The organism is Bartonella sp. AP72JLCBS, assembly GCF_042195705.1.
GTDB lineage: Bacteria > Pseudomonadota > Alphaproteobacteria > Rhizobiales > Rhizobiaceae > Bartonella.
Window position 1 is genome coordinate 69613 of the sequence record NZ_JBHIOU010000006.1, and the last position, 20688, is coordinate 90300.

Sequence of the window (20688 nt, forward strand, 5' to 3'; positions counted from 1 at the left end):
ACAGCATAACTTCAAGACGGATTATTTTGATAAAGCAGGATCAAAGAGCTGAACGCCATATTCCAGTGTTGTTACAGCCAGTTTTGGCTGGGCTTATGCCATTGGTTGGAGCAAAAGTGATTGATGGCACCTTTGGTGCTGGTGGTTATACGCGCGCTTTGTTAAAGGCAGGGGCACAGGTGATTGCTCTTGATCGTGATCCTCATGCTATCAGTGCAGGACAATCGCTTGTTGAAGAATTTTTTCCACGCCTTCGTTTGGTCCATATGGCGTTTTCACAGCTCGATCGTGTCGTTGAAGAGAAGGTGGATGCAGTTATTTTGGATATTGGTGTTTCTTCAATGCAGCTTGATGAAGCAGAAAGAGGTTTTTCTTTTCAAAAAGATGGTCCATTGGATATGCGAATGGCTCAGACTGGTTTTACAGCCAGCGATGTTGTCAATCATTTAAAAGCAAGGGATTTGGCACGTATTTTTAAGATATTAGGGGAAGAGCGTTATGCGGGGCGAATTGCACGTATGATTGAAAAGCGTCGTGTTGTGCAGCCTTTTTTGCGTACAGGTGATTTGGCGTATGCTATCGAAACGTTGATAGGACGTAAGCCGGGAGATCGTATTCATCCGGCAACACGTGTATTTCAGGCTCTTCGTATCTATGTTAATGATGAAATTGGTGAATTGGCATGTGGTTTATTTGCTGCTGAACGCGTTTTAAAAGCTGGAGGTCGTTTGGGGGTTGTCAGTTTTCATTCTCTTGAAGATCGTATGGTCAAAAGATTTTTTTCGGCTCGTTCTGGAGAGTGTATGAGATCACGCTATCTGCCTGAAATGAAGGCTGCTCCAGCAACATTTTTTCCTTTGTTTCGAGGTGGGATCACGGCAACTAAAGAGGAGTTACAGAAAAATCCTCGTTCACGTTCTGCGAGGTTGCGTATTGGTGTACGGACTGAAGCAGAGGCTCTTGCAGCAGATATGAAATTATTTGGTTTAGCAGAGATTGCCAGTTTTGAAGGCAGCAAAAAATGACAGTTTTTCGTACATTTGATATGATTTTAGTGTTGATTATGATTTGTATGGCAGGACTTACTTATAAGGTAAAATATGATGTTCAAAAGCGAATGAACGAAGTTCTTCATCTTGAGCATGAAATTGCTGCAGCAAAAAATACGGTAAGTTTGCTTCATGCTGAGTGGGCTGTGATGATAAGGCCTTCACGCATGCAAAAACTTGCGAAACGTTATCAGAAAGAACTTGGGTTAGAGGTTATACAGCCGCGTCAAATCGTGGAGTTTAAAGACATTCCGGTACGGGTACATGATCAAATTGAAGAAGTGATTAAACAAAATATCTTGGAAGATAATCAAGATATTTTGACAAATAATCGGGCTTCTCAGATCAATAGTGTTGTCCAAAAAGGCGCGCAGTAATGAAATCGACTTTTTTATTCTCACAGAAGAAAAAGCGCTTAAAGAATTCGTTGAATAATTATAATGTTTCTGTTCGTCGTCCCTATTCTAGTCGTCCACGTTTGCTTTTTTCGTTGTTCTGCTTTTTAATTTTATATGGCATCATGGGGGCTTGCCTTATTTCTTATGGGTTGGAAGGTGGACAGATTGAAGAAGCAAAAGGGCCTGGAGTTCTTCAATTGATGGCACGGCCTGATATCGTTGATCGTAATGGTCGTTTATTGGCAACAGATATTAAAACTTATTCACTTTTTGCTGAGCCACGACGTATTATTGATGTGGATGAAACAATTGAATTGCTCTCAACAGTTTTGCCTGATCTTAATTGGCAGGAAACCTATAAGCGCTTAAAAAGAAAATCTAGTTTTTCTTGGATACAGCGGGGGTTAACACCAATGCAGAAGACGCAAATTATGGCTCTTGGTATACCAGGAATTGGTTTTCGGACTGAAATTCGTCGTTTTTATCCTGATGGACCTGTAACTTCCCATATTCTCGGTATGGTGAATGTTGATAATCAGGGCATTGCAGGTATGGAAAAATATATTGATGATGCGGGGTTGAGTGCTTTGCGTGCCGCTGGTCTTGCCATGGAAGAATCGTTAAAACAAGTTCAGCTTTCGATTGATGTGCGTGTTCAGGCAATTGTTCATGATGAACTTATTCAGGCTATGAAGCGTTATAAGGCAATTGCTGCAGGAGCTGTTATTTTAAATATACATACGGGGGAAGTTTTGGCTTTGGCATCACTACCAGATTTTGATCCTGGAAATCCTATCGAAGCTTTAAAAAGTGATCGTCTCAATCGGATGACGGCAGGAGCTTTTGAAATGGGATCAATTATTAAAAGTTTTACGACCGCCATGGCACTTGATTCCAATATTTTTCATTTAAACAGTATTATTGATGCTTCAAAGCCAATAAAAGCAAGTAGTGGGTATACTATTCATGATTTTCATGGAAAAAATCGACCCTTAACGTTATGGGAGGTTTTTATTTATTCTTCTAATATTGGTTCTGCTAAAGAGGCATTGGCGATAGGGATTGATAAACATCGTGGTTTTTTACAAAAACTTGGATTACTGGATCGTCTCACAACAGAGTTGCCTGAAGTTGCCCACCCTATTGTGCCACATCATTGGAAGGATATACATTCTATGACGATTTCTTTTGGGCATGGTATGGCAACAACACCCTTGCAAACAGCTGTCGGGGCTGCTGCTTTAATGAATGGTGGTTGGTTAATTGCTCCGACATTTTTAAAACGGACAAAAGAACAAACTCTGCACCATGCAAAACGGGTTTTGCAGGCTAAAACAAGTCAAAATATGCGTTACCTTTATCAATTAAATAGTGATATTGGTTCTGGACGTAATGCAAAAGTAGAAGGCTATCGTGTAGGTGGTAAGACAGGAACAGCTGAAAAAGTTGAAAATGGAAAATATTCTAAAACAAAAAATTTCAATAGTTTTCTTGCTGCTTTTCCTATTGAAGATCCTGCTTATGTTGTTTTAACAATTATCGATGAACCAAAGCCAGAGGAGGGACAGCGTTCAGCAACAGCGGGAATGAATGCTGGACCAATGCTTGCTAATATTGTTCGTCGCACAGCTAGTTTTCTTGGTGTAAAACCCGATTTTAAAAAAGAATATGAGCCTCTTTTAAGTAAAAAGAGCAATTCAAGTTTCGTTAAACAACGGTAAAATGAATATAAAGGTGCGTTATTATGTTGTTGGGAACAGTTTTTACAGAATGTGTTGAAGATGAAAGTCTTTCTTCAATAGAAATAACAGGAATAAGTGTGGATTCTCGGCAAGTTTTGCCAGGCTATGTTTTTGTCGCTGTTCAAGGAAAAAAAAGTGATGGAAGGCACTATATAGATGATGCGATAAAGCGTGGCGCACGAGCAATCGTTACAGATTATCATGCTGTTCTTGAGGATTTATCTGTTCCCATTTTACGTGTTTCTAATGTTCGTCATAGTTTAGCGTTGGCAGCTGCACGTTTTTACGGTTCTCAGCCTGAAACGGTTGTTGCTGTGACTGGTACAAGTGGTAAAACATCTGTTGTCTCTTTTCTTCGGCAAATTTGGACTTATGCTGGATTTTGTGCTGCGAGTATAGGAACGGTTGGTGTTGTTTCTCCTAAACGGAATGTTTATGGTTCTCTCACAACACCTGATCCGGTCGTCTTGCACCGTCTTCTTTATGAAATTTCTCATGAAGGTGTGACTCATGCAGCTCTTGAAGCTTCTTCGCATGGGCTTGACCAAGGACGACTTGATGGAGTCCGTTTAACGGCTGGTGCCTTTACCAATTTAGGGCGAGATCACATGGATTATCACACGGGGGTAGAGGATTATTTGCGGGCTAAAATGAGGTTGTTTGATACACTTTTGCCTGTATCTGCTCCTGCTTTGATTTTTGCTGATGATGTTTATTCACAAAAGGTTATTGATGTTGTTACACAAGCGCGCCGCCGTGTCTTGACAATTGGTCGTAAGGGGCAATTTATCACGATTAATCGTGTCGAACATCAACGCTCAAAACAGTGTATTGAGTGTCGTGTGGAAAACAATATTTATACATTTGATTTGCCTTTAGCTGGAGATTTTCAGGTCGCCAATGCGCTTATGGCAGCGGGGTTAGCAATTGCAACGGGCGTTTCACCTCGTAAGGTTTTTTCTGCGCTTGAAACTTTGCAGGGGGCACCTGGGCGGTTAGAGTTTGTGGGAAAGACAGAAAATAATGCGCTTGTTTACATTGATTATGCCCATAAACCAGAAGCTTTGGAGCAGGTTTTGCTTTCTGTTCGTCCCTTTACGCAAGGGCGCTTGATCGTTGTTTTTGGTTGTGGAGGAGATCGTGATCAAGGGAAAAGACCTTTGATGGGAAAAATTGCGGCGGATAAAGCGGACATTGTTATTGTAACGGATGATAATCCTCGCACAGAAATGCCAGAAAAAATACGCAAGGATATTTTACAGGCGGTGCCAACAGCAATAGAGATAGCAGATCGTGGAGAGGCTATTTCTTACGCGGTGGAGCTTTTGAAAGTTGGTGATACATTAATCATTGCTGGAAAAGGTCATGAGGATGGCCAAATTATAGGGCAGACAACTTATCCTTTTTCAGATCGTCTGAAAGCGATAGAAGCTTTAGAGGACCGAAAGAAATGACAGCTTTATGGGATAAGCAAGCACTTGTTGCTGCAGTTAATGGTGTTGTAATGGGAAGCCTGCCAGAAACTTTTTCTGGGGTTTCCATTGATAGCCGTACTCTTGCGGAAGGGGATGTTTTTTTCTGCATTAAAGGGCATCATCTTGATGGTCATGATTTTGCTGCGCAAGCTTATGAACGAGGTGCAGGCGTTCTTATCGTTGCGGAACACCGTTTGAGGGATATGAAAAAGATATCGTCTCCACTCATTGTCGTTCCTGATGTTTTGAAAGCCTTAGAACAACTTGCACAAGCTGCACGCAAACGTTCAAGAGCTAAGATTATCGCGATAACAGGATCGGTGGGAAAAACAACGACAAAAGAAGCTTTGAAACAAGCACTTGCAACGGCTGGGAATGTTCATGCGAATCTCGCTTCTTTAAACAATTGCTGGGGGGTTCCGCTCACTTTAGCGCGGATGCCTGTGGAGAGTGATTATGGTATCTTTGAAATTGGCATGAATCACAGAGATGAAATTCGCCCTCTGGTCAAACTGGTTTGTCCGCATGTTGCTCTCATTACGCATATTTGTGCAGGACATATGGGTTTTTTCAAGGATCTTGAAGAAATAGCAAAGGCAAAAGCTGAAATTTTTGAAGGATTGGATGAGGAAGGCATTGCCATTTTAAATGCGGATAGTGATTTTTTTTCTTATCTCGTTCAAAAAGCAAAGAAATGCGGTGTAAAAAAGATCTTAAGCTTTGGTGAGACTAAAGATGCTGATTATCAAGCGCATGATATACGTCTTCTAACCGATAGTTCTTCTATGATTGTGCGTATGGGGGGGCGGGATAGGGAGGTCCAAATTGGTGCTCCTGGGCGCCATATTGTGCAAAATAGTTTAGGGGTTATTGCTGCTTGTGATGCTATGGGGGTTGAGCTAGAGCCTGTTTTTCTTTCTTTTCGCCATTTTTCTTCTCAAAAGGGGCGAGGTGTTCGTTATCGACTGTCTTTATCAAATGGGGGTGAATTTTATCTCATTGATGAAAGCTATAATGCAAATCCTGCTTCTATGCGTGCTGCACTTGAGCTTCTTGCTACAGGACCTGTAGGGAAAGGGGGGCGGCGAATTGCTATTTTAGGAGATATGCTAGAGTTAGGGGAGTATAGTGAAAAGCTTCATCGTGATTTAATAAAACCAATACGTCTTTCTGGTGCTAATCCGGTTTTTCTATTTGGTGAGGCGATGAAATCTTTAGTCAGTGATTTGTCTGCTGGTGTTAAGGTTCATTATGCTGAAAATATTGAGAAAATTTTATCGCTTCTTTTAGCAGAAATTTCTTCTGGGGATCTGCTTATGGTTAAATCATCCAATAGCCTTTGTTCATCAAATATTGTGACTGCATTGCTTGATCGCTATAAAGCGGTTTCTTCATAGTTTTAAGAGGTTTTTTTGTTCCATGATGCTATTTTTTTCTTCGTTTAGTGATTGGCTTCCAGGTGTGAATGTATTTCGTTATATTACTTTTCGCACGATAGCGGCTATGCTTACTTCGGGGCTTATCGTCTTTTTGTTTGGACCTAGCATCATTGCTTCTCTTAAATTGCGGCAGGGTAAGGGGCAACCGATTCGTGCTGATGGTCCTCAAACACATTTTAAAAAGGCTGGAACACCTACAATGGGTGGATTGATGATTTTAATCGGCATTGTGGTATCGGCATTTTTATGGGGTAATTTATCGAATATTTACTTTTGGGTATCGCTATTGGTTATGCTTTCTTTTGGGGGAATTGGATTTTATGACGATTATCTTAAGGTCACAAAACAAACAGACAAAGGATTTTCTGGGAAAGCACGATTAAGCTTGGAGTTTTTTGTTGCGGCAATTGCGGCTTTTGCCATCTTGAAAATTGGCTCATCTGGATTAGCTTTGCCTTTTTTAAAAGATTATCTTATCAATTTGGGCTGGTTTTTTATTCCTTTTTCTGCTTTCGTCATTGTTGCGACGGGTAATGCGGTTAATTTAACGGATGGACTCGATGGCCTTGCTATTGTTCCTGTGATGGTTGCAGCTTTATCTTTTGCTCTGATTGCTTATCTTTCTGGTAATATGAATTTTGCTGATTATCTCCAAATCCATTATGTATCGGGAACAGGTGAATTGGCTGTTTTATTGGGAGCTGTTGTTGGGGCAGGGCTTGGTTTTTTATGGTTTAATGCACCACCTGCAGCTATTTTTATGGGAGATACTGGTTCATTGGCTCTTGGAGGACTCTTAGGGACTGTTGCGGTTGCTACGAAACACGAAATTGTTTTGGTTCTTATTGGTGGGCTTTTTGTTGTGGAAGCTTTTTCGGTCGTTATTCAGGTTGGTTATTTCAAATTAACAAGAAAACGCGTGTTTCTTATGGCACCGATACATCATCATTTTGAGAAAAAAGGCTGGACTGAAAGCCAAGTGGTGATACGCTTTTGGATTATTTCGATTGTTCTCGCTCTCATAGGTCTTTCAACACTTAAATTGCGGTGAGATTTTGATTTCTGTTGCGTGTTATAAAGGTCAAAAAGTTGCTCTCTTTGGATTAGGGACGTCGGGATTGGCGGCGGCACAAGCATTGATGTGCGGTGGCGCAGAAGTGGTGGCGTGGGATGATAGTCCTTCAAGCGTGCAAATGGCTTTTCGGCACAATATTCCAACACGAGATCTCCGTTATGAAGATTGGTCAGAATTTGTTGCATTGATTGTAGCTCCTGGAGTTCCTGTAAATTATCCTCAACCCCATTGGGTTGTTGAAAAAGCACGAAAAAAAAATATAGAAATTATCGGTGATATTGAATTATTTGTTCGTGCGCGCCATGATTTTTTACAGCTTTATGGTTTTTGTGACCAAGATGTTCCTTTCATTGCGATTACGGGGACGAATGGGAAGTCAACCACAACGTCTTTACTTGCGCATTTGTTGGAAAAAATGGGCTATGATGTGCAGATGGGGGGAAATATCGGAAAGGCAATATTGACCCTTAAACCGTTTGTAAAAAAACGTATTTATGTGATTGAGTGTTCATCATTTCAAATTGATCTTACTCCCTCTCTTCAGCCGACCATTGGACTTTTATTGAATTTAACACCTGATCATATTGATCGACATGGGAGTTTTGCCTGTTATGTGCAAACCAAAAGGCATCTGATTGCTCAGGCTTCTCAGGCTTTCATTTCAGTTGATGATGCAGCTTGTCGGGTTTTATATCAACAGTTACTTCATGAGGGGAAGCAAATTGAGGCAGTTTCCAAGGATCATTTTGTTGAAAATGGTTTTTATGCAGATGGGACCAAGCTCTTTTCTGTTCGTCAAGGACAGCGCCATATGCTTGCAGATCTTGCTCCTATGGCGGTGTTACGTGGGAGTCATAATGCGCAAAATGCCCTTATGGCATTAGCAACATTGCAGGCTTTAAAAATAACTGATCTTTCTGTGAACAAGCATTTGGCAAGTTATAAAGGGTTGGATCATCGTATGCAGCAGGTGCGTAAAATGGGGGCGGTTTTGTTTATCAATGACAGCAAGGCTACTAATGCAGATGCAACAGCTCCTGCGCTTTCCACCTTTAATGATATTTTTTGGATTGTTGGGGGACAGGCAAAAAAGGGAGGAATAGAGTCTCTTAGAGAATTTTTTCCTAAAATTCGTAAAGCCTATTTGATTGGGAGCGCGGCGGAAGAATTTGCTCGCACTATTGGATCTGCTTTTCCCTTTTCTATGAGCTTAACTTTGAAAAATGCGGTGCGTGAAGCAGCTGTTGACGCAATGGGTTTTCAGGCAAAAGAGGTGACGGTTCTTTTGTCACCTGCTTGTGCAAGTTATGACCAATTTAAAAATTATGAAATGCGAGGCGAAGCATTTGTCTCTTTTGTGATGCAGTTACAATAAAAAAGCATCAGTTATAAAAAAATATTTTTGCGTTAAGACTCCAGAATCTTTTTTTGTGTAATTTAGTTTTTAAAGTGTTTGTTAAACAGGCTGGGGAACCATATCACTTTGAGATAATTTATAAAATGGATAAGGTGGATATCATGGTGACGCGTGCAGATAGAGATCCAATTGCTAATTGGTGGTGGACGATTGATCGCTCTATCTTTGCAGCTTGTTTAATTTTAATGGGAATTGGCATTATGCTGTCTTTTGCTGCCAGCCCTATTATTGCAAAAAAAATCGGAATTGCTGATAGTTTTTATTTTGTTCGGTGGCATATCATTTTTAGCATTTCAGCATTTTTTACGATGGTTACCATTTCCTTTTTTTCGCTTTCTAATATTCGTCGTTTATGTGCTCTTTTGCTCATTGTAACGCTTGCTCTTATGGTTGCAACCTTATTTTGGGGTCCAGAATTAAAGGGAGCACGGAGGTGGATTCTACTATTTGGTTTTTCTGTACAGGCTTCAGAGTTTATGAAGCCAGCTTTTGTGGTTATGTCCGCTTGGCTTTTTTCGGAACAGATACGCAAGAGGGGCATTCTGGGTTATACGTTAGCGATTCTACTTTATGCCATTTGTTGTGTGCTTCTGGTTTTGCAGCCTGATATTGGACAAACAGTTTTAATAAGTGCAACATGGGGGGGGCTGTTTTTTATTGCTGGTGTCCCTCTTACTATTATTTTTCTCTTTCTCATTTTAGGCGTTGTAGGAATTATTTTAGCTTATTTTTTTCTGCATCATGTGCGCGAGCGGATCAATGGTTTTTTGACAGGTGAAGGAGATACTTTTCAAGTGGATGTGGGACGTGAGGCTATTTTGAATGGTGGTTGGTTTGGGCAAGGTCCTGGGGAGGGCACAGTAAAACGTATCATTCCTGATAGCCATACAGATTTTGTATTTTCCGTTGCTGCTGAAGAATATGGTATTATTCTTTGTTTATTAATTATGATGCTGTTTGGCTTTATCGTTATGCGTTCATTGTATATAGCCATGAATACACGTGATTCCTTTATACGTCTTGGTATTACTGGCATAGCAATGATGATTGGCTTTCAATCAGCTATTAATATGGCCGTTAATCTTCACTTAATTCCTCCAAAAGGTATGACATTGCCTTTTATTTCTTATGGTGGTTCTTCGATGGTGGCGATTGCGTTTTCAATGGGCATTTTGCTTAGTTTAACACGTCGTTGGCCAGAAGCGCGCCTTTCAGCTTTTTCTTCCTCTTCTGTCTTGGATACCCCTTATGAATGATAAAAAAGTTATTATTTTGGTGGCTGGTGGTACAGGTGGACATCTTTTTCCTGCTGAAGCCCTTTCTGTTGAATTAAGGCAGCGTGGATATGATGTTCATTTAATAACAGATGAAAGAGCACGCCCTTTTGTTCGGTGTTTTGATGAAGAGCATATTCATATCGTTTCATCGGCAACATTTACACGACGCCATCCTTTTGCTCTGATAAAGACGTTTTGGTCTTTGCTAAGGGGTATGGGGCAATCGTTGGCGTTGTTTTATAAATTACGTCCTGTTCTTGTTGGAGGATTTGGGGGGTATCCGAGCTTTCCTCCTCTTTTTATTGCGGCTTTAACGAGGCGTGTGACATTTATTCATGAACAAAATGCTGTTATGGGGCGTGCCAATCGGATGTTGGCAATTTTTGTGCGTGCAATCGCTGGTGGTTTGTTGTCACCAAATGGCGCTTATGCTCATAAAATACTTTTGACGGGGAATCCTGTCCGTGAGGCTGTGTTGAAGGCGGCCAAAATTCCTTATCATTCTTCAGAGGGAGAAAAGCCATTTAATTTTTTGATTTTTGGAGGTAGCCAAGGGGCTTCTGCTTTTTCACATATTGTTCCAGAAGCTATTGCTTTATTTGATGATAAGAACCGTAAACGTTTACGAATTGTACAGCAAGTCCGCGGTGAAGCAGGAAGGTTGATCAAAATCTATCGTGATATGGGGGTACAAGCAGAAGTTGCTCCTTTCTTTGATGATATGGCTGAACGTATGGCACATGCTCATTTTATTTTGTCGCGTGCTGGGGCTTCGTCCGTTTGTGAGATAGCGGTGATTGGTAGACCTGCTCTGCTTGTTCCCTATCCCCATGCTTTAGATCATGATCAGGCTGCCAATGCAGCTTTGCTTGCTCGTGTGGGGGGAGCGCAAATTATATCAGAAAAAGATTTAAATGCACAAAAGCTTTCTTCTCTTTTAATGCACGCTTGTTGTGCGCCCCATTTATTGGAAAAACAAGCGCTTGCTGCAAAAAAAGTTGGACAACCTCATGCAACCCGTCGCCTTGCTGATATGGCTGATTCCTTAATTGCAGGGCGATTGTTGTCAGATATAAAAGAGGAGCTTTTTAATGAAAATGCCACTTGATATAGGCGTTATCCATTTTATCGGAATCGGGGGGATCGGTATGAGTGGAATTGCGGAGGTTTTTTATAATCTTGGCTATAAAGTTCAAGGGTCAGATCAAGTTGAAAGTGCAAATGTTGAACGTTTGCGGAAAAAAGGAATTAACGTTCATATAGGTCATTGTGCTGAAAACTTAGGGAATGCAGAGGTTGTTGTTTTTTCTACTGCCGTTAAAAAAACAAATCCTGAGTATATTGCTGCAAAGGAAAGACATTTGCCGCTTGTCAGACGTGCAGAAATGCTGGCGGAGCTGATGCGATTTCGGCGTGCAATTGCAGTGGGTGGTACACATGGTAAAACAACAACCACATCAATGGTCGCAGCCCTTCTTGATGCTGGTCATTTTGATCCAGTGGTGATTAATGGCGGTATTATTAATGCTTATGGTACGAATTCTCGTACAGGAGATGGCGATTGGATGATTGTTGAAGCTGATGAAAGTGATGGTACATTTTTAAAGCTGCCTGCTGATATTGCTGTTATTACTAATATTGACGCTGAGCATTTGGATCATTATGGAAGTTTTGATGCTGTGCGTGAGGCTTTTCGGCAATTCGTAGAAAATGTTCCTTTTTATGGTTTTGCTGTTTTGTGCCTTGATCATCCAGAGGTTCAGTCATTGGCGGGCCGTATTGATGATCGTTGGGTGATCACTTATGGTGCAAATCCACAAGCGGATGTTCGTTTTCTTAATCTTTCGATGGATGGTCAAAAAACGCATTTTGATGTTCTTGTTCGCTCACGCAAAACAGGAAGAAAGATTGAGTTGAAAAATTTGCTTTTGCCCATGGCAGGGCAGCATAATGTTGCCAATGCAACGGCGGCGATTGCTATTGCGCATGAACTTGGCATTTCAAATGAAGCTATAAAAAGGGGCTTAGCAGAATTTGGCGGAGTAAAACGGCGTTTTACGCGAACAGGAAGTTGGCGTGGCATTGAAATATTTGATGATTATGGACATCATCCTGTTGAAATAAAGGCTGTTTTGCGTGCTGCACGTGAGAGTGCAAAAGGGCGTGTTATTGCGATTGCACAACCCCATCGGTATTCGCGTTTGTATCATTTATTTGATGATTTTGCTGCTTGTTTTAATGATGCAGATACAGTGTTGATTACGCCCGTTTATGCGGCTGGTGAAGAGCCTATTGTAGGATTTGGTTCTCAAGAATTGGTAGAGCATATTAAAATGGCGGGTCATCGTGATGTGCGCTTGATACATGGTTTGGAAGATGTTGTGTCTCTTGTCTCAAAATTTGCTCAGGCAGAGGATTATGTTGTTTTTCTTGGTGCTGGCAATATCACACAATGGGCTTGTGCTTTGCCTCATCAGTTAGCGGTATTGGATGGTCATGATAAATTTTCAGCACATTGATGGTGAGGCGCTATTGGCGCAATTGCAACCACTGTTGGGTGGCGTGAGAGGAAAGCTTACACCTAATGTTGAGATGCGTAAGGTAACGTGGTTTCGCACGGGCGGGTTGGCAGAGCTTTTTTATCAGCCTGTTGATGAAGAAGATTTGGCTCTCTTTCTTCAAAATTTGCCTGAATTTGTTCCTGTAACAATTGTCGGTATTGGTTCTAATCTTCTGGTGCGTGATGGGGGGGTTCCTGGTGTTGTGATTCGTCTTTCGCCAAAAAAATTTGGGCAAGTGAAACAAGTTTCTCCAAAAGGCTTTTTAGTTGGTGCTGGTACGGCGGATAAACATTTAGCTGCTGCCGCTTTAGAAGCTGAGATTGCAGGTTTTCATTTTTATCATGGTATTCCTGGAGGTCTTGGGGGAGCTCTCAAAATGAATGCGGGTGCGAATGGTGTTGAAACCGCAGCGCGTGTTGTCGAGGTCTATGCGCTGGATCGTAAAGGGCAACGTCATATCTTGAGTGTGAAAGATATGCATTATTCCTATCGCCATTGTGATATTCCTAAAGATTTTATTTTTACGGCTGCTTTATTAGAAGGAAAACTCGGCAATAAAGATGATATTCGTGCTGCTATGGATGAAGTTGCCCTCCACAGAGAAACAGTGCAACCTATTCGCGAAAAAACAGGGGGATCAACTTTCAAAAATCCTGAGAATATATCCGCGTGGCGCGTGATTGATGAAGCAGGGTGTCGTGGTTTACAGATTGGTGGCGCTCAAATGAGTGAAATGCACTGTAATTTTATGATTAATACAGGGCAAGCAACAGGATATGATCTTGAAGCATTGGGAGAAACAGTGCGTGCGCGTGTTTTTGCAAATTCAGCCCACCTTTTACAATGGGAAATAGAGCGTATTGGTCAATTTGAGCGTGGTCGAAGTGTTTCTCCTTTTGATCCATTTCATTGATTTATTGTTCACTAAAAAGTGAAAATAAAAAATTGAGTCATTTCAAAGAGATAATAAAAAATTTCTATTAAGAATCAATAAATTAACAAAGAATCTCTTGCATCAGGCTTTTGAGTCTGATTCATTATGCAAAATGCTAGGTTATTGATTCGCAAGGATAAACTTTGTTTTTCCTGTATGTAGTGCTGATGTATTCTATATAGGCTACATATAGTATGCGAAAGAGGGTGATTTATTATGAAAGATAAACATATAGCTGTGTTAATGGGAGGTTTTTCTTCTGAACGGTCTATAAGTTTATCTTCAGGGGCGGCGTGTGCTGATGTTTTAGAGGTGCAGGGGTATCGCGTGAGCCGCGTGGATGTTGATGCTCATATTGCTTCTGTTCTTGAACAGTTGCAGCCCGATATTGCCTTCAATGCATTGCATGGTCCATTTGGTGAAGATGGTCGGATTCAGGGGATTCTTGAATATTTAAAAATTCCTTATACTCATTCTGGCGTGATGGCATCTGCTTTGGCAATGGATAAGGGACGTGCAAAAATTATCGTTGCAAATGTTGGGGTTTGTGTTGCTCCTTCTCGTATCATGAGCCGCTTTGCTTTGGGCCGAACGCATCCCATGGAGCCTCCTTATGTAATTAAACCTGTGTGTGAAGGATCAAGTTTTGGTGTTGTCATTGTTCAAGGAAATGAAGCTGCACCGCCGCATAATATTGGGGGAGCTGAGTGGGGGTATGCCGATGAGGTGATGATTGAAAAATATATTCCTGGTCGTGAATTGACTTGTGCTGTTTTGGGGAACGAAGTGCTGGATGTGTGTGAAATTCTTCCCGATAAACACTTTCCATTCTACGATTATGACTCAAAATATAAAACGGGTGGTTCTCTTCACATTTGTCCTGCACAACTTTCACTAAATATTTACCAAAGTGTGCAAAGAATGTCTTTAGCAGCCCATCAGGCGATAGGGTGTCGAGGTGTTAGCCGTTCTGATTTTCGTTTTGATGAAAAAACAGGAGAATTGGTTTGGCTTGAAATTAATACGCAACCAGGTATGACCTCGACGTCTCTTCTTCCTGATATTGCAAAAGCGAGCGGCCGTACTTACGGCGATATTGTTCAATGGATGGTGGAGGACGCATCATGTATGCGTTGAATGTTAATAAAACAAATGTTCCGATGGAGGTGCTTTCAGTGCCGGCTTTGCCACGTCTTTATCGTCGTTTTCTTCGGTTTATGTTTGAGTTTGTTTTTGTCAATATTCATATTCCACGCCATTTCGGCTCTTTTGCTGTTGTGTGGTTTTTCTTTGTTACGGCTTTTTATGGACTTTCATCAAGTGGTCAGATGGCTGTGGTCGTAAATACGATCATATTGGATAGTAGTTTTGTGGTCACTCATGTCGATATAAGCGGTAATAAGCGCTTGGCAAAGCAGGATATTTTTAAAATTTTAAAACTTGATGTTGCGCCTTCTATATTCACTTTTGATGTTGAAAGAGCGCGTTCTCTGTTGGAAAAACAGGCTTGGGTGCAATCGGCTAATGTTCAGAAAATTTATCCCAATAGAATGCGCATTTCCATCGTGGAGCGTGAACCCTATGCCATTTGGCAACATGATGGCATAATGGATATTGTTGATAATACAGGTCGTGTCATTGTGCCTTTTAAAGGAGAAATTGTTCGGGATTTACCTCTTGTGGTTGGGCAGGGTGCACAAAATGCTGCTAAAGTGTTTATTCAAGCGCTGTCAGTCTATCCGGAAGTATATGATCGTATTCGTGCTTTTGTGCGGGTAGGTGATCGACGTTGGGATCTTGTTTTGAATAATGGAATGCGCGTTATGTTGCCTGAAAATGGTGCTCTTGAAAGGCTTTCTTCTCTTTTTTCGTCCGGTACAATGCAAGATCTTTTATCTCGCGATATTCTCAGTGTTGATTTACGTCTTGCTGATCGAATTACTGTTTCTTTATCAGATGAAACGTTGGAGCGTTATCATACTACTGTAGCAGAAGAAGAACGTATTTTAAAAGCGCGAAAGGCAGGAAGCCTATGATGCTACTCAGATCACATCATTTGAAGGGGCGTAAAACACGTTTTTTAACGGTACTTGATGTCGGTTCAAGTAAGATTGTTTGTCTTATTGCTTGTTTGCGTCCTTTGAAGCATGCACACTATTTACATGGTCGTACACATTCTACGGAAATTCTAGGCTTTGGAGTGCAGCGTTCACGTGGTATTAAATCCGGTGTTGTCATGGATATGTTTGCAGCAGAACAATCAATAAGATTGGCTGTTGATGCGGCAGAAAAAATGGCGGGTTTGGTGGTGGATTCAGTGATTGTGAATTTTTCCTCAAGTCGATTACAAAGTGCTTTGATTAATGGAAAGGTTCATTTGAATGGTCGTGAAGTCACTAAGCGTGATATGCGTATGGCCTTTTCAGATGTTTCGCGTAAAGCCTTTGATGCTGAACGTCATGTTATGCACTCAGTTCCAGTTTCTTATGTATTGGATGGAGATAAAGGAATTTTTGATCCTATTGGCATGGCAGGGGAAACATTTGGTGTCGACGTGCATGTGGTAACAGCAGAAACAGCCTCTTTGCGTAATTTGGAAACTTGTATTAATCGTGCACATTTGAGTGTTGAAGCAATGGTTGCTACTCCCTTTGCAAGTGGTCTTGCTGTCTTGATGAATGATGAGGCGCGTTTAGGGGCTGCATGTATTGATTTTGGTGGTGGAACAACAACATTTTCAGTGTTTTTTGAGGGGAAATTTATTCATGCAGATGCTCTTGCTGTTGGGGGGCATCATGTCACTCTTGATGTTGCGCGCGGATTTTCTATGTCTTTAACAGAGGCGGAACGTTTAAAAGTTGTTTATGGTTCAGCACTTTTAACAAGTGCTGATGAGCGGCAAATGATTAATGTAGCAGAAATTGGGAGTGAACAGCGTGAAACTCAATATCCTCGCGCGGTTCTTGGGCGTATCATTCGTGCGCGTGTTGAAGAAATTTTAGAAATGGTCCGTGATTGTTTAAATCGTTCTGGTTTTGGTCACATCATTGGTAAACGTGTTATTTTGACTGGGGGAGCAAGCCAGTTAACAGGATTGCCAGAAATGGCACGTACTATATTAGGAAGAAATGTTCGTATCGGGCGGCCTTTAGGTATTTCGAGGCTTCCTTCTCTTGCAAAAGGGGCGGCGTTTACATCTGCTGTTGGGTTGTTAATTTATCCGCAATTGGTGGGTTTTGAAGAAAAAACAATGCAGGCGGCAGGAAATCATTTATCGATGGGCACGCGTGGATATTTTCAGCGTGTTGGTCAGTGGTTGCGTGAGAGTTTTTAGTTAAGTCTAGTTGGATAAATTTCATCGCTTTGGCTTGCGGTGTCTTATGAGAAGGAAAAGAAAATGACGATTAATCTGCATCGGCCAGATATCGCGGAATTGAAGCCACGCATTACCGTTTTTGGTGTTGGAGGTGGTGGCGGGAATGCCGTGAATAATATGATAAATGCTGGTCTTCAGGGAGTTGACTTTGTTGTTGCAAATACGGATGCACAGGCTTTGGCTATGTCAAAGGCTGAACGTGTTATCCAACTTGGGGCAGCTGTGACAGAAGGTTTGGGTGCTGGGGCTTTGCCTGAAGTTGGACAAGCGGCGGCAGAGGAATGTATTGATGAAATTATTGATCATCTTGCAGACTCTCATATGGTTTTCATTACTGCTGGTATGGGGGGAGGAACTGGAACAGGGGCTGCTCCCGTTGTTGCTCGCGCAGCGCGTGAAAAAGGTATTTTGACTGTTGGTGTTGTGACAAAGCCGTTTCAGTTTGAAGGCGCACGTCGTATGAAAACGGCAGAGGCTGGTATTGAAGAATTACAAAAGTCTGTCGATACATTGATTGTTATTCCCAATCAAAATCTTTTCCGTATTGCAAATGATAAGACAACGTTTGCTGATGCTTTTGCTATGGCTGACCAAGTGCTTTATTCTGGTGTTGCTTCCATTACGGATTTGATGATTAAAGAGGGTTTGATTAACCTTGATTTTGCTGATGTTCGTTCTGTTATGCACGAAATGGGTCGAGCCATGATGGGAACGGGTGAGGCATCTGGTGATGGGCGTGCTTTGGCTGCGGCTGAAGCTGCTATTGCAAATCCATTGTTGGATGATACCTCTATGCGTGGGGCGCGTGGTTTATTGATTTCTATTACGGGTGGTCGTGATATGACTCTCTTTGAGGTTGATGAAGCTGCTAATCGTATTCGTGAAGAAGTAGATGCTGATGCGAATGTGATCTTTGGCGCTATTGATGATGAGTCATTGGAAGGTGTTATTCGTGTTTCTGTGGTTGCCACCGGTATTGATCGTGAAGTTAGTGATGTGGTTCAGTCCTCTCATCCTCAGATTCAAAGGCCTGCTTCTTCAATACGCAAGAGCGATCCTGGAACGTCACATAGTTCTTTTCATGTTCAATCATCGCCTCTGCGTTCTGAGTCAATGGTAGAAGTGATCGAATCACTTGAAATAGAGAAGGGTAAATCAACCGGAGAACAGTTCCGTCCCAAAAGTCAAATTTTTGCACAACCTGCAGAAGCAATGACGACACGAAGTGCCACGAATGCTGTTGCGTATGGTTCAAATGCTGTTCAGGAACAGAGATCAAATGTGCCTCGTATGCAAGTAAGCCGTGGTTCTCAACAGGCGATGACGGCTCCTGTGAGTATGGAGGCAACAGCGCATGTTCTTGATGAGATGACAGGGCTTGTGAAGCAAAAAGAAAAGCCAGTGCAACCAAAACAAATGCAACAAATGCAAGCGCGCGCTCCAATGCGTATGCCTGAGTTAAAGGATTTTCCTCCTGTTGCTCATGGACAAAGCCAAAGAACATTTGTGACGGATCAGGGTCCTCGTAATCTTTGGCAGCGTTTGAAACAGAGCTTGACACATCGTGAAGAAGCTGAGCCAGAAGCGAGGCTGGAGCCTGCTGTTAGATCGTCTCAGCAGAAAGATTCTCATGTTTACAATAAAAACTCTCAGGCGCTTTCTCAAGATGCTTCTGTTTATGTTCCACGTCGTTCTGGTGAGCTGCATCCTCAGGTACCACAAGATCAGCGTACTTTTATAAGTGAAGAAGATCAGTTGGAAATACCAGCATTTTTACGTCGTCAGGCAAATTAATTGATGAAAAATGAGGTAAAGTAAGAAATTTTATTATTTCTTTAATGATCAGACAAAAATTATACAGTAAAATATATTACTGTTTTTTGGATAAAATACTTTGTTTTAAAAAAACCGCTTACAATAAGCGGTTTTTTTGTATTATTTACTATGAATATTTTTTATAGTTTTATAAATTTTGTTAAAAGATGTACAAGCAATTTAATAAAATGATATGATGAATTTAGTACCAAAATATCAGTCTACTCTTAAAAAAGCAGTAACATTTAAGGGGATTGGCGTTCATAGTGGCTGTTTGTCAGTGGTAAAGGTTTGTCCAGCGGATGTTGGGTGTGGTATTGTTTTTAAGCGTTGTGGATTAGACGGAACAGAGAAAATATTTCAAGCCCATGCATCGCAAACAGGAAAAACTGAATTATCAACAGTACTTGGAGATGGAGATGTAAGGGTTGAAACAATTGAACATTTGATGGCGGCAATTGCTGCTTATAATTTGGATAATCTTGTTATTGAAGTGTCACATAATGAGATTCCTATTTTGGATGGTTCAGCGTGGCTATATTGCCAAGCTTTTGAAGATGTTGGTATTGTACAGCAAAATGCGTTGCGTTCTTATTTCATTATAAAAAAGCCGGTGCGGGTTGAAGGAGCTCATGGTGTTGCAGAGTTTTTGCCATTCGATGGACGTCGTTTTGATATAACGATCTCTTTTCCTTCTTCTGCTATTGGTAAGCAACATTTCAGTTTTGATCTTACCACACGAGGGTTTAGGGATGATTTGTCACGTGCGCGCACTTTTGGTTTTATCAAAGACGTGGAAGAATTAAGGCTTTCTGGAAAGGCGAGAGGCGCTTCTTTGGAAAATTCTCTTGTTATCGACCTTAATGATAAAATTTTAAATCCCGATGGTCCTTATTGGGAGAATGAATGTGTTCGGCACAAGATGCTTGATGCGATTGGTGATACTGCTTTGCTTGGGGCACCTTTTATTGGATTATTTCGTTCTTATTGTAGTGGGCATAGAATTAATGCGCAATTGGTGAAGGCTGTTTTGGCAGACGAATCATATTATGAAAAAAGCTTTTTAGAGAAAAAGTAAAAAAATTGGCAAGATTTTTTTATCGTTTATTTGATTTTTAAGGGGATGATTGACCTAAACTGTTAAATTGGTTATGTGGATTTTAAAGTGATATGGTATAAAACCTTTGATAAATTGTTTTTGCTACAAGGTGATATTCTCTGGAGGCCGGAAAAACTATGAAAAAATCTCATGTGTGCATTGGAAATATGACATATAGAAAATCTAACATTGTACGCAAGATATTGGGGGGGGTACTTTTAGGAAGCACCTGTATGTTAGCGGGATGTCTCTTTAAAGAGAAAAATACCCTTGATCCATCTGCTTATGTTTTGAAAATAGAGCCACCAGATGTTCTCTATAATCAGGCGCTTGCTAGCCTTGAAAGTGGGCGGCTTGGGGATGCATCGAAGAAGTTTTTGAAGATTGAAAAACAGTACGCTTATACAGACTGGGGGCGTAAATCTTTGGTCATGGGTGCTTTTACTAATTATCGACTCGGAAAGTATGATGATTCAATTAGTATGGCTCAACGCTATATTACGCTTTATCCAGGGTCAACTGACTCGGCTTATGCGTACTATATTATTGGTCTTTCTTCTTTCCGTCGGATTCCCGATGTTACGCGTGATCAACGTGATACGAAACGCGCTATTGCTGCTATGCAGCTTCTTATAGAGCGCTATCCAAATTCTGAATATGTCAAGGATGCTAAGGATAAAATCCGTTTTGGGCGCGAACAGCTGGCTGGTAAAGAAATGCAGATCGGCCGTTATTATGAAGAGGGGCGGCGCTATCTTGCGGCAAGTAGACGGTTTCGTACCGTGGTTGAAGAGTATTCTGATACAAATCAAATTGAAGAAGCACTTTTCCGCTTGACTGAGGTTAATCTTGCTCTCGGCTTAACGGCGGAAGCACAGACGGCAGCAGCTATTTTAGGACGTAATTATCCCAAAAGTGAGTGGTATAAATTTTCTTATAATCTCTTGCAGAAGAATAAAATATCACCACGTGAGCATAAATCTTCTTGGATCTCAAATGCTTTAGGTGGTGACAAGAAGAGGGTACGTTGA

At 41.3% G+C, this 20688-nt stretch carries 17 protein-coding genes; all 17 read left to right on the forward strand.

Annotation, left to right across the window (positions count from 1 at the left end; translation table 11 throughout):
* The first annotated feature begins 26 nt into the window (after nt 1-26).
* The 17 genes from rsmH to ACFILO_RS04795 all read left to right on the forward strand — a co-directional run bounded on the left by rsmH (nt 27) and on the right by ACFILO_RS04795 (nt 20688).
* Complete coding sequence (gene rsmH, locus ACFILO_RS04715; protein ID WP_375632326.1) at nt 27-1025, forward strand: 16S rRNA (cytosine(1402)-N(4))-methyltransferase RsmH; 999 nt, start codon at nt 27-29, stop codon at nt 1023-1025.
* The gene (locus tag ACFILO_RS04720; RefSeq protein WP_375611988.1) at nt 1022-1426 is read left to right on the forward strand and encodes a hypothetical protein; all 405 of its coding nucleotides are present in this window, start codon (nt 1022-1024) and stop codon (nt 1424-1426) included. Before rsmH ends, ACFILO_RS04720 begins: the two co-directional genes overlap by 4 nt.
* Complete coding sequence (locus ACFILO_RS04725) at nt 1426-3168, forward strand: peptidoglycan D,D-transpeptidase FtsI family protein (protein WP_375652709.1); 1743 nt, start codon at nt 1426-1428, stop codon at nt 3166-3168. The genes ACFILO_RS04720 and ACFILO_RS04725 overlap by 1 nt, the downstream gene beginning before the upstream one ends.
* A gap of 23 nt (nt 3169-3191) precedes the next feature.
* Nucleotides 3192-4643 (forward strand): UDP-N-acetylmuramoyl-L-alanyl-D-glutamate--2,6-diaminopimelate ligase, encoded by a 1452-nt coding sequence (locus ACFILO_RS04730; protein ID WP_375611990.1) that lies wholly within the window; start codon nt 3192-3194, stop codon nt 4641-4643.
* Nucleotides 4640-6061: a UDP-N-acetylmuramoyl-tripeptide--D-alanyl-D-alanine ligase gene (murF, locus tag ACFILO_RS04735; RefSeq protein ID WP_375677920.1), complete on the forward strand. Its 1422-nt coding sequence runs from the start codon at nt 4640-4642 to the stop codon at nt 6059-6061. The genes ACFILO_RS04730 and murF overlap by 4 nt, the downstream gene beginning before the upstream one ends.
* Before the next feature lie 22 nt (nt 6062-6083).
* Entirely contained in the window at nt 6084-7154 is a 1071-nt protein-coding gene (mraY, locus tag ACFILO_RS04740) for a phospho-N-acetylmuramoyl-pentapeptide-transferase (RefSeq protein WP_375611992.1), read from the forward strand.
* Nucleotides 7155-7158: 4 nt separating this feature from the next.
* Nucleotides 7159-8553 (forward strand): UDP-N-acetylmuramoyl-L-alanine--D-glutamate ligase, encoded by a 1395-nt coding sequence (gene murD, locus ACFILO_RS04745; protein WP_375652718.1) that lies wholly within the window; start codon nt 7159-7161, stop codon nt 8551-8553.
* Between the two features lie 143 nt (nt 8554-8696).
* Entirely contained in the window at nt 8697-9851 is a 1155-nt protein-coding gene (locus tag ACFILO_RS04750) for an FtsW/RodA/SpoVE family cell cycle protein (protein ID WP_375621370.1), read from the forward strand.
* The gene (gene murG, locus ACFILO_RS04755) at nt 9844-10980 is read left to right on the forward strand and encodes an undecaprenyldiphospho-muramoylpentapeptide beta-N-acetylglucosaminyltransferase (protein WP_375632330.1); all 1137 of its coding nucleotides are present in this window, start codon (nt 9844-9846) and stop codon (nt 10978-10980) included. The genes ACFILO_RS04750 and murG overlap by 8 nt, the downstream gene beginning before the upstream one ends.
* Nucleotides 10964-12391 carry a UDP-N-acetylmuramate--L-alanine ligase gene (gene murC / locus ACFILO_RS04760; RefSeq protein ID WP_375632331.1) on the forward strand — a complete coding sequence of 476 codons (1428 nt, stop codon included), beginning with the start codon at nt 10964-10966 and terminating at the stop codon, nt 12389-12391. The genes murG and murC overlap by 17 nt, the downstream gene beginning before the upstream one ends.
* A complete protein-coding gene (murB, locus tag ACFILO_RS04765) occupies nt 12369-13346 on the forward strand; it encodes a UDP-N-acetylmuramate dehydrogenase (protein WP_375621367.1) in 978 nt (325 codons plus the stop codon). The genes murC and murB overlap by 23 nt, the downstream gene beginning before the upstream one ends.
* Nucleotides 13347-13583: 237 nt before the next feature.
* Complete coding sequence (locus ACFILO_RS04770; RefSeq protein WP_375611998.1) at nt 13584-14504, forward strand: D-alanine--D-alanine ligase; 921 nt, start codon at nt 13584-13586, stop codon at nt 14502-14504.
* Nucleotides 14492-15403, forward strand: coding sequence for a cell division protein FtsQ/DivIB (locus ACFILO_RS04775; protein ID WP_375613371.1), 912 nt, complete (start codon nt 14492-14494; stop codon nt 15401-15403). Before ACFILO_RS04770 ends, ACFILO_RS04775 begins: the two co-directional genes overlap by 13 nt.
* Nucleotides 15400-16701, forward strand: a complete 1302-nt coding sequence (ftsA, locus tag ACFILO_RS04780) for a cell division protein FtsA (RefSeq protein WP_375613372.1) — start codon at nt 15400-15402, stop codon at nt 16699-16701. The genes ACFILO_RS04775 and ftsA overlap by 4 nt, the downstream gene beginning before the upstream one ends.
* A 63-nt stretch (nt 16702-16764) precedes the next feature.
* A complete protein-coding gene (ftsZ, locus tag ACFILO_RS04785) occupies nt 16765-18537 on the forward strand; it encodes a cell division protein FtsZ (protein ID WP_375612001.1) in 1773 nt (590 codons plus the stop codon).
* A gap of 214 nt (nt 18538-18751) precedes the next feature.
* Nucleotides 18752-19636: a UDP-3-O-acyl-N-acetylglucosamine deacetylase gene (gene lpxC / locus ACFILO_RS04790; RefSeq protein WP_375613373.1), complete on the forward strand. Its 885-nt coding sequence runs from the start codon at nt 18752-18754 to the stop codon at nt 19634-19636.
* Nucleotides 19637-19794: 158 nt separating this feature from the next.
* On the forward strand, nt 19795-20688 hold the full coding sequence (locus tag ACFILO_RS04795; protein WP_375652734.1) for an outer membrane protein assembly factor BamD: 894 nt from the start codon (nt 19795-19797) through the stop codon (nt 20686-20688).

Coding starts and splice junctions, on each gene's coding strand:
- ACFILO_RS04720 (WP_375611988.1), top strand. CDS start 1,022: ATGACAGTTTTTCGTACATTTGATATGATTTTAGTGTTGATTATGATT.
- ACFILO_RS04725 (WP_375652709.1), top strand. CDS start 1,426: ATGAAATCGACTTTTTTATTCTCACAGAAGAAAAAGCGCTTAAAGAAT.
- ACFILO_RS04730 (WP_375611990.1), top strand. CDS start 3,192: ATGTTGTTGGGAACAGTTTTTACAGAATGTGTTGAAGATGAAAGTCTT.
- murF (WP_375677920.1), top strand. CDS start 4,640: ATGACAGCTTTATGGGATAAGCAAGCACTTGTTGCTGCAGTTAATGGT.
- mraY (WP_375611992.1), top strand. CDS start 6,084: ATGATGCTATTTTTTTCTTCGTTTAGTGATTGGCTTCCAGGTGTGAAT.
- ACFILO_RS04750 (WP_375621370.1), top strand. CDS start 8,697: ATGGTGACGCGTGCAGATAGAGATCCAATTGCTAATTGGTGGTGGACG.
- murG (WP_375632330.1), top strand. CDS start 9,844: ATGAATGATAAAAAAGTTATTATTTTGGTGGCTGGTGGTACAGGTGGA.
- murC (WP_375632331.1), top strand. CDS start 10,964: ATGAAAATGCCACTTGATATAGGCGTTATCCATTTTATCGGAATCGGG.
- murB (WP_375621367.1), top strand. CDS start 12,369: ATGATAAATTTTCAGCACATTGATGGTGAGGCGCTATTGGCGCAATTG.
- ACFILO_RS04770 (WP_375611998.1), top strand. CDS start 13,584: ATGAAAGATAAACATATAGCTGTGTTAATGGGAGGTTTTTCTTCTGAA.
- ACFILO_RS04775 (WP_375613371.1), top strand. CDS start 14,492: ATGTATGCGTTGAATGTTAATAAAACAAATGTTCCGATGGAGGTGCTT.
- ftsA (WP_375613372.1), top strand. CDS start 15,400: ATGATGCTACTCAGATCACATCATTTGAAGGGGCGTAAAACACGTTTT.
- ftsZ (WP_375612001.1), top strand. CDS start 16,765: ATGACGATTAATCTGCATCGGCCAGATATCGCGGAATTGAAGCCACGC.
- lpxC (WP_375613373.1), top strand. CDS start 18,752: ATGATGAATTTAGTACCAAAATATCAGTCTACTCTTAAAAAAGCAGTA.
- ACFILO_RS04795 (WP_375652734.1), top strand. CDS start 19,795: ATGAAAAAATCTCATGTGTGCATTGGAAATATGACATATAGAAAATCT.